Source organism: Mesorhizobium sp. M1A.F.Ca.IN.022.07.1.1, from assembly GCF_003997575.1.
In the GTDB taxonomy this organism is placed as follows: Bacteria; Pseudomonadota; Alphaproteobacteria; order Rhizobiales; family Rhizobiaceae; genus Mesorhizobium.
Genome location: NZ_RZST01000292.1, coordinates 1 through 7,487 on the forward strand (window position 1 = coordinate 1; position 7,487 = coordinate 7,487).

Consider the following 7,487-nt stretch of genomic DNA (forward strand, 5'->3'; position numbering starts at 1 on the left):
GCCTGCGGGCCTTTCTCGTAACGGCAGACCGGAGCACTATGGCCGTTTATTTTTGGATGGACGGCGATGCTGGAAATCCCTGACGACCGCTGCGAGCGCGCCAAGCTGTTCAAGGCGATAGACGACGCCTTCAAGGCGGGCGATTTCGATGGGCTTGGCAAGGCGCTCGGCGGCTCCGCGCAATGGTACGACGAGAGGATGCCGTTCGAGCTCGGCCTCGGCCATCCCTTGGAATACGCGTCTATTGGAGCCCGGCCGGCTTCATCGTCACGCTGCTTGATGCAGGCTCGAATCCGAATTACGAGGATCCCGCCGGCTTCCCGTCGATCATCGCCGCGCTATCCACCGAGCGGCCGGACAGGCTGCAGCTTATCCAGATCCTGCTCGAGCAGGGCGCCGACCCGAACATGCGCGGGGTCAACGACTGGACGCCTCTGCATTACGCCGTGGCGCAGCGCGACGCCGAGGCAATCCGCCTGCTGCTGGCGTCGGGCGCGGATCCGTCGCTCAGGACGCGCATCGATGATTGTGAAACCGCCCTGGAAGGTGCAGACCGCGCCGGTTTCGAAGCGGGGGCGTCGCTGCTGCGTCAGGCAATGTCCCGACGCAGTGAATAAGGTCGCGGGCGAAGCGGCGGACTGAACCGCTGTCACAGCTCCTTCAATCCGGTCTTGAAGCGCCTGCCGTTGGCGACATAGTGCGCGGCCGAGACCCGCAGCCTCTCGATTGCCGCGTCATCCAGCACCCTTATCGCCTTGGCGGGCGAGCCGACGATCAGCGAATTGTCCGGGAAAACCTTGTTTTCCGTCACCAAAGCGCCGGCGCCGACCAGCGAATTCTTGCCGATCCTCGCGCCGTTGAGCACGATGGCGCCCATGCCGATCAGGCTGCTGTCGCCGACCGTGCAGCCATGCAGCAGGGCGCGATGACCGATCGTGCAGCCCTGCCCGATGGTGAGCGGATAGCCCGGATCGGTGTGCATGACCGTATGTTCCTGCACATTGGTGTCGGCGCCGATGGTGATCGTTTCACCGTCGCCGCGGATGACGACGCCGAACCAGAAGCCGGCATTGCGGCCTATCGCGATATCGCCGATCAGCGTGGCGTCGGGCGCCACCCAATTGGTTTCGGCGTCCTCGAACCGGGGCGCCTTCCCGTCGATCGCATAGATCGGCATCTTTTCTCCGATTCGTCTCAAGCCGAGAATTCGGCGGAGCTTAGGAGACCCGTTGCCCAGGAAGCAATGGTGATCAGCACGATGCCGAGCGCCAGTGCCCAGGCAATCGCCGTGCAGCCGCAGGAAAGCAGCGCCAGCGTGCCGATGCGTCCCTCGCGCCGCGCAGCCAGAGCATCATTGGTGAGCATGAACGGGCCGGCGCAGGCGGTCACCGCGAGCGAGCGCACAATATGGGCAGGCGTGACATAGGGTTCGGCGAAGGCCAGCCGGCCACCGCAGACGATTTCCATCGCCGAGCCGGCGAGGCCGCAAGCCGTCAGGCCGACCGCAAAAGCGTAGAGAGGGAGCAGCATGAGATCCATCTTTACCAACCGTTTACCATGAGACCGCACAGTCGTGCCGACGCGCTGCAAGAGCCATGCCGCGCCAATTGTGCCACCTGAGGACAGGTGAGCGGATCGGGGAATTGGGATGAGAGAGGCAGCCGCCGCGGAGGAATTCGAGGTTGTCGACTCGACCTTGATGAAGCGGGTCTTCTATGTCTTCGCGGCGCTCGCCCTGCTTTCGGTGGCTATCAGTCTCGGCGGCAAATGGCTCGGCCGGTCGATCGCCATGGCCGGCTACACCGACGACACGACCGTGCGCCAGGTCGTCATGGGCAACAATGTGATCAGTGTGCCGGCCAACTTCATCCGCTTCGACCAGGCCAGGCGCGACGGAAACGCCTCGCGACTCGACCTTTATCTGCGCTATCCTGAAATGGACGGCTACAGCACCGCCGCGCGCGGCGACTTCAACCACACCACGACCAGGAAGATCATCTTCCTGTCATTCGAGCCGCGGATGATGTCGCGCGACATGAGCGGCCGTTTCGCGCCGATCTACAGCGCCCTGATCGTCAAGCCGGGCACACCCGGCCCGGGCGGGACGACGCTCTACGGCTTCGCCGAGAAATCGGGCTATCTCAACGAGGTCCTGGCGGTCGCCGACCGCCCCGGCAAAGACCCGTTCGTCGCCCGCTGCCTGAGCGGCCCAAGTGCCGAGGAATCGCTGGCCCCCTGCGAGCGCGACATCCAGGTCGGCGACGATCTCAGCCTCACCTACCGCTTCCCGCGCGAGTTGCTCGGGAACTGGCAGGTGCTCGATGCCGCGATCGCCACCAAGGTGGCCGGTATCCTGAAAACGGGACGCTGAAGCGCTGCGCCGGAGCCATGGGCGCGCCACCCGCTCTTCCTCTCCAGCGGCCAGCCTGGCTCAATATATCGGCACGACCGGCTCGGCGATGCGGTCTGGCATCGGGCCGGCAAGGCGCGCTATTGGTCGAACATGATGCCACCCTATCTCACGTTCGACCCCGTCAGCCGCCGCCTGCGCCTCGACCCGCATGAACCGGCCTTTGTGCAGAACCCGTATGAGGGCTACGCCTTCTTGCACGGCGCTTCGAACGCCTTCTTCTGGGAGAATTACGGTTTTTGGTGTTTCGGCGGCTTCGACGACGTCAACCGCCTGCTTCGCGATCGTCGCTTCGGCCGCCAGAACCCGGCCGGCATTCCCGACAGCCGCGGGGTTGGCGACGACCGTTCGCACCTGACCGCCTTCGACGCCATCGAAGCCAATTCGATGCTTGAGCTCGAGCCGCCGGTGCACACGAGGTTGCGGACACTGGTCAATCGGGCCTTCGTCTCGCGCCAGGTCGAGCGGCTGCGGCCGCGCATCGAGGCTCTGGCCAATGAGCTGATCGACCGCTTCGAGCCGGGCTCCGTCGATCTTCTGCCCGCTTACGCCTCGCCCTTGCCGATCACCATCATCGCCGAGATGCTCGGCGTTCCGGTCGAGATGGGGCCGCAACTGCTCGACTGGTCGCATCAGATGGTCGCCATGTACATGCACGGCCGCACGCGCGAGACCGAGGAGACGGCCAACCGCGCCGCGCACGATTTCGCGGCTTTCCTGCGCGGCTATGTCGCCGAGCGGCGCAAGAGACCCGACGACGATCTGCTTTCGCTGCTGATCGAGGCCCAGGACAACGGCCAGAAGCTCTCGGAGGACGAGCTGGTTTCCTCAGCTATCCTTCTGCTCAACGCAGGGCACGAAGCGACTGTGCACCAGACCGGAAATGCCGTGAGAACGATCCTCGCGCAGGGCGGCGATGGGCGCCGCTTCTTTGCAACACCGGAGGCCAATGCCGCCACGGTCGAGGAATGCCTGCGCTACGATGCGCCGCTGCACATGTTCCTGCGCTATGCTTATGAAGAGATGGAAGCTGCTCCGGGCATTTTGCTCAAGCCCGGAGAGACGGTGGCGCTGCTGCTCGGCATGGCCAATCACGACCCGCTGGCTTTCGCCGGACCGGCCACATTCAACCCGGCGCGGACGGACCAGAAGAACGTGTCGTTCGGCGCCGGCATCCACTTCTGCATCGGCGCGCCGCTGGCCAGGCTGGAGTTGCAGGTGTCGCTGAAGACGCTGTTCGACCGGCTGCCGGATCTAGGCCTGACGGAAGAGCCGCGCTTCCGCGACACCTATCATTTTCATGGATTGGAAGCGCTCTCGGTGCGCTTCTGAGCCGCAAAAATCCGAAGATCTGAAAATGAGATTCGCCTTTCTGCAGGAACCGCCCTTCTGCTTCACCGATGCATCCGGGAAAGTCGGCGGCTGCGACGCGATGCTGGCCGAGAAGATCTTCGCGATGTCCGAAACGACGGCTTTCACGCCCGTCGAGACTGAATTCGCCGAGTTACTGCCGGGACTGGCCGACGGCCGCTGGGACATGACCACCGGCCTGTTCATCTCGGAAGAGCGCAGCAAGCTGGTGGACTTCAGTCGCCCGATCTGGTCGCTGCCGGACGGCTTGATGGTCGCCAAGGGCAACCCGCTCGACCTTGAAGGCTATCGCTCTCTTGCAGGCCACCCCTCCGCGAGGCTTGGCGTGATATCGAACCAGATCCAGCATCGGACGGCCCTGCAGAATGGCGTGCCGCCGGAGCGGATCAGTGTGTTCACCACGCAGGCCCAAGCGGCGGAGGCGGTGGCTACCGGCATGGTGCAGGCCTATGCCAGCGTCGCCATGGCGCATCGCGGCTACATCGCGCGGCGACCGGCTGCTCTGGCCGATGTCATTGACGTTCCCGCGTCCGAACGGCTGCCCGCCGCCGGCGCGTTTGCGGTCGCCAAAGGCAACGACGCGTTGAGGCGGCGTGTGGATGATTGTCTGGGCGACCTGCTTGGAAGCCGGTGGCACCGCGACCTGATGGCCGGATTCGGTTTCTCCGAAGCGGATGTCGACCGGCTGCTCTAACAGCCCGGCAAGCGCGCTTCACAGCTTGATCACATATTCCTTGCGAGTCGTCTCCACCACTTCCCAGGTCCCTTTGAAACCCGGCCGCAGCACAAAACTGTCGCCGGCCTTGACCGTGCGCGCGTCGCCGCCGTCTTCGGCGATCACCGAGACGCCGGACAGGATGTGGCAGAATTCCCATTCGTCATAGACGATGCGCCACTTGCCCGGCGTCGCTTCCCAGATGCCGGCATAAAGGCTGCCGTACCGCTCATCGACATTCCAGGTGCGGAATTTCGGATCGCCGGAGATCAAGCGTTCCGGGGCCGGCGCGCCGGCCTCCGGCTCGACAGTTTCGGGATCAACCGCGAGAAAGGCGGACATCGCGCTCAGACCTTGCTCAGCGCCTGTTCGAGGTCGGCGACGATGTCGTTGACGTCCTCGATGCCGATCGACAGGCGGACCGTGTCCGGGCCGGCACCGGCCTTTACCTTCTGCTCGTCGGACAGTTGCCGGTGTGTGGTCGAGGCCGGGTGAATGACCAGCGACTTGGTGTCGCCAACATTGGCGAGGTGCGAGAACAGTTCCAGCGCCTCGACGAACTTGACGCCGGCCTCGTAGCCGGCCTTGAGGCCAAAGGTGAAAACGGCGCCGGCACCCTGCGGCGAGTATTTCTTCTGCAGCGCATTGTTCTTGTCGCTCGGCAGTCCGGGATAGTTCACCCAGGCGACTTTTGGATGGTTGGAAAGCCAGGCGGCGACGCTCGCGGCGTTGTCGCAATGACGCTGCATCCTGAGCGGCAAGGTTTCCAGGCCGGTCAGGATCAGGAAGGCGTTGAAGGGCGAGATCGCCGGGCCGAGGTCGCGCAGGCCGAGCACGCGCGCGGCAATGGCAAAGGCGAAGTTGCCGAAAGTCTCGTGCAGGACGAGGCCGCCATATTCAGGGCGAGGCTCCGACAGCATCGGGTATTTGCCCGACTTCGACCAATCGAAGGTGCCGCCGTCGACGATGGCGCCGCCGATCGAATTGCCGTGGCCGCCGATGAACTTGGTCAGCGAATGCACCACGATGTCGGCGCCATGCTCGATCGGCCGCACGAGATAGGGCGAGGCCAGCGTGTTGTCGACGATCAGCGGCAGGCCGTGCCTGCGAGCGATGTCGCCGATCTTCTCGATGTCGACGAAGATGCCGCCCGGATTGGCGAGGCTTTCGATGAAGATCGCCCTGGTGTTGTCGTCGATTTGGCTCTCAAAGGTCGATGGATCGTTGGTATCGGCCCAGCGGACCTCCCAGCCATAATTCTTGAAGGCGTGGCCGAATTGGTTGAGGGAGCCGCCATAAAGCTTTGTGGCAGATACGAAATTGTCACCCGGCCGCATCAGATTGTGGAAGACGATGACCTGGGCGGCGTGGCCGGAGGCGACGGCCAGCGCGGCAGTGCCACCTTCGAGCGCGGCGAGACGCTCCTCGAGAACCGCCTGCGTCGGGTTCATGATGCGGGTATAGATGTTGCCGAAGGCCTTCAGCCCGAACAGCGAGGCGGCGTGGTCGGCGTCATCGAAGACATAGGAGGTGGTCTGATAGATCGGCGTGGCGCGCGCGCCGGTCGCCGGGTCCGGCTTGGCGCCGGCATGGACGGCGAGCGTGTTGAAACCGGGCGTACGGGTCATCGAAGCCTCCCTCTCAAACTTGCGAAAATCGCCGGGCATTCTTGGCCAAGCGCGGTCGTGAATGCAAAGAACAAAATACCTTTCGGCGTGCGATCTGCGGCGAACGCCCGGGAAAATCCATTTCTTCCCGGAATAGTTTTGCGCGCCTGGTTGTCCGTCTATTTCTGGCGCACGCCAAAACTCTGGAAACCCTTGCGCATCAATGGCTTCTTCGACGATAGCACGCCGGAGTTGACGCCGGTCCAGCCGATCTCGCCCGACAGCTTGCCATATTCGATCTTGGGACAGCGGTTCATGACCACCTTGATGCCGGCTGCCTCGGCGCGCGCGGCGGCCTGGTCATGGCGAACACCTAGCTGCATCCAAACGACCTTCGGCAGCGGATCGAGCTTCAGTACCTGCTCGACGATGCCAGGGACAGCGGCCGAGCCACGAAAAATGTCAATCATGTCGACCGGGTGCGGCAGGTCGGCCAGGCTGGCATAGACCGTCTGTCCAAGGATCTGCTTGCCGGCATGACCGGGATTGATCGGCAACACCGAAAAACCCTTGGCCAGCAGATATTTCAGCACGAAATAGCTCGGCCGCACGTCGTTGGGCGAGGCGCCGACCATGGCAATGGTCTTCACCGAGTTCAGAATGCCGGCAATGTAGCTGTTGTCGTAGGCGTCGTGATTCATGGCTCGTCCTCATACAGCGCATCGGCGAGAAAGGCAGCCGGATCGCTGCAGAAGTCACGCATCATGCGAAAATGATCGGTGTCCTGAAAATCAATCAGATCGAGGCCGATGCGGCTGATGCGGAAGAGCCGCGCGTTCGGGCAGGCCATCAGCAACGGAGAGTGCGTCGCCATGATCACCTGCGCGGTGCCGGACCGCTCCATGCGCTGAAGCAGCTTCAGCAACTCGATCTGGCGCGTCGGCGAGAGCGCGCTTTCGGGCTCGTCGAGGATGTAGATGCCCTGTCGTCGGCAGCGTTCCTCGAAGAAGCGGATGAACCCTTCGCCATGCGACCATGACAGGAAATCCGGCGGCGCTCCGCCAGACTCCAGCGCCGCCTGGTCAAGATAACGAGCCACGGAGTAAAAGGACTCCGCCCGGAAGAACCAGCCCGCGGTGACCTTCGGCAGCCAATGGCAGCGCAGCGCAGCGGCAAGTGCCCCGCCACTCTTGTCGATGGCGCCTGAGTGGTCGACGGGCATATAGCCTTTGCCGCCGCCGGCCTCGTCATAGCCGGCCAGCGCGCCGATGGCTTCGAGCAGCGTCGATTTGCCGGTGCCGTTCTCGCCAACGATGATGGTGATGGCCGACGTGAATTCGAATTCGAACTCGCGATCCCGGAAGATCGGCAGGCTCCATGGATA

Annotated in this window: 10 protein-coding genes; 4 read left to right on the forward strand and 6 right to left on the reverse strand. The window is 63.6% G+C overall.

The annotated features are described in order from the left end of the window. The first annotated feature begins 182 nt into the window (after positions 1 to 182). On the forward strand, positions 183 to 617 hold the full coding sequence (locus tag EOA75_RS25240; RefSeq protein WP_245457277.1) for an ankyrin repeat domain-containing protein: 435 nt from the start codon (positions 183 to 185) through the stop codon (positions 615 to 617). A gap of 32 nt (positions 618 to 649) precedes the next feature. Here EOA75_RS25240 and EOA75_RS25245 read toward each other — a convergent pair whose 3' ends face one another. Next, positions 650 to 1,177 (reverse strand): gamma carbonic anhydrase family protein, encoded by a 528-nt coding sequence (locus EOA75_RS25245; protein ID WP_095801300.1) that lies wholly within the window; start codon positions 1,175 to 1,177, stop codon positions 650 to 652. A gap of 17 nt (positions 1,178 to 1,194) precedes the next feature. Next, a complete protein-coding gene (locus EOA75_RS25250) occupies positions 1,195 to 1,539 on the reverse strand; it encodes a hypothetical protein (protein WP_095801299.1) in 345 nt (114 codons plus the stop codon). Between the two features lie 109 nt (positions 1,540 to 1,648). Here EOA75_RS25250 and EOA75_RS25255 point away from each other — a divergent pair, with 109 nt between their 5' ends. The 3 genes from EOA75_RS25255 (at position 1,649) to EOA75_RS25265 (ending at position 4,475) form a co-directional block, all read left to right on the forward strand. Further along, positions 1,649 to 2,371 carry a hypothetical protein gene (locus tag EOA75_RS25255; RefSeq protein WP_095801298.1) on the forward strand — a complete coding sequence of 241 codons (723 nt, stop codon included), beginning with the start codon at positions 1,649 to 1,651 and terminating at the stop codon, positions 2,369 to 2,371. 132 nt (positions 2,372 to 2,503) lie between these two features. Next, entirely contained in the window at positions 2,504 to 3,742 is a 1,239-nt protein-coding gene (locus tag EOA75_RS25260; protein ID WP_127217230.1) for a cytochrome P450, read from the forward strand. Next, positions 3,711 to 4,475: a transporter substrate-binding domain-containing protein gene (locus EOA75_RS25265; RefSeq protein WP_095824720.1), complete on the forward strand. Its 765-nt coding sequence runs from the start codon at positions 3,711 to 3,713 to the stop codon at positions 4,473 to 4,475. The genes EOA75_RS25260 and EOA75_RS25265 overlap by 32 nt, the downstream gene beginning before the upstream one ends. Positions 4,476 to 4,493: 18 nt before the next feature. Here EOA75_RS25265 and EOA75_RS25270 read toward each other — a convergent pair whose 3' ends face one another. From EOA75_RS25270 to EOA75_RS25285, 4 genes are all read right to left on the reverse strand, one after another. Next, positions 4,494 to 4,838: a cupin domain-containing protein gene (locus EOA75_RS25270; protein WP_127325433.1), complete on the reverse strand. Its 345-nt coding sequence runs from the start codon at positions 4,836 to 4,838 to the stop codon at positions 4,494 to 4,496. 5 nt (positions 4,839 to 4,843) lie between these two features. Continuing rightward, entirely contained in the window at positions 4,844 to 6,124 is a 1,281-nt protein-coding gene (locus EOA75_RS25275; RefSeq protein ID WP_127325434.1) for an O-acetylhomoserine aminocarboxypropyltransferase, read from the reverse strand. A gap of 158 nt (positions 6,125 to 6,282) precedes the next feature. Beyond that, positions 6,283 to 6,804, reverse strand: a complete 522-nt coding sequence (locus tag EOA75_RS25280) for a CoA-binding protein (RefSeq protein WP_095801296.1) — start codon at positions 6,802 to 6,804, stop codon at positions 6,283 to 6,285. Then, the coding region (locus EOA75_RS25285; RefSeq protein ID WP_127325435.1) for an AAA family ATPase at positions 6,801 to 7,487 on the reverse strand (687 nt) is incomplete at its 5' end. The genes EOA75_RS25285 and EOA75_RS25280, both read right to left, overlap by 4 nt.

What these genes read in the sequence shown, in the direction of transcription:
- EOA75_RS25240 (WP_245457277.1), top strand. Translation starts at nt 183, where the DNA reads ATGGTACGACGAGAGGATGCCGTTCGAGCTCGGCCTCGGCCATCCCTT.
- EOA75_RS25245 (WP_095801300.1), bottom strand. Translation starts at nt 1,177, where the DNA reads ATGCCGATCTATGCGATCGACGGGAAGGCGCCCCGGTTCGAGGACGCC.
- EOA75_RS25250 (WP_095801299.1), bottom strand. Translation starts at nt 1,539, where the DNA reads ATGGATCTCATGCTGCTCCCTCTCTACGCTTTTGCGGTCGGCCTGACG.
- EOA75_RS25255 (WP_095801298.1), top strand. Translation starts at nt 1,649, where the DNA reads ATGAGAGAGGCAGCCGCCGCGGAGGAATTCGAGGTTGTCGACTCGACC.
- EOA75_RS25260 (WP_127217230.1), top strand. Translation starts at nt 2,504, where the DNA reads ATGATGCCACCCTATCTCACGTTCGACCCCGTCAGCCGCCGCCTGCGC.
- EOA75_RS25265 (WP_095824720.1), top strand. Translation starts at nt 3,711, where the DNA reads ATGGATTGGAAGCGCTCTCGGTGCGCTTCTGAGCCGCAAAAATCCGAA.
- EOA75_RS25270 (WP_127325433.1), bottom strand. Translation starts at nt 4,838, where the DNA reads ATGTCCGCCTTTCTCGCGGTTGATCCCGAAACTGTCGAGCCGGAGGCC.
- EOA75_RS25275 (WP_127325434.1), bottom strand. Translation starts at nt 6,124, where the DNA reads ATGACCCGTACGCCCGGTTTCAACACGCTCGCCGTCCATGCCGGCGCC.
- EOA75_RS25280 (WP_095801296.1), bottom strand. Translation starts at nt 6,804, where the DNA reads ATGAATCACGACGCCTACGACAACAGCTACATTGCCGGCATTCTGAAC.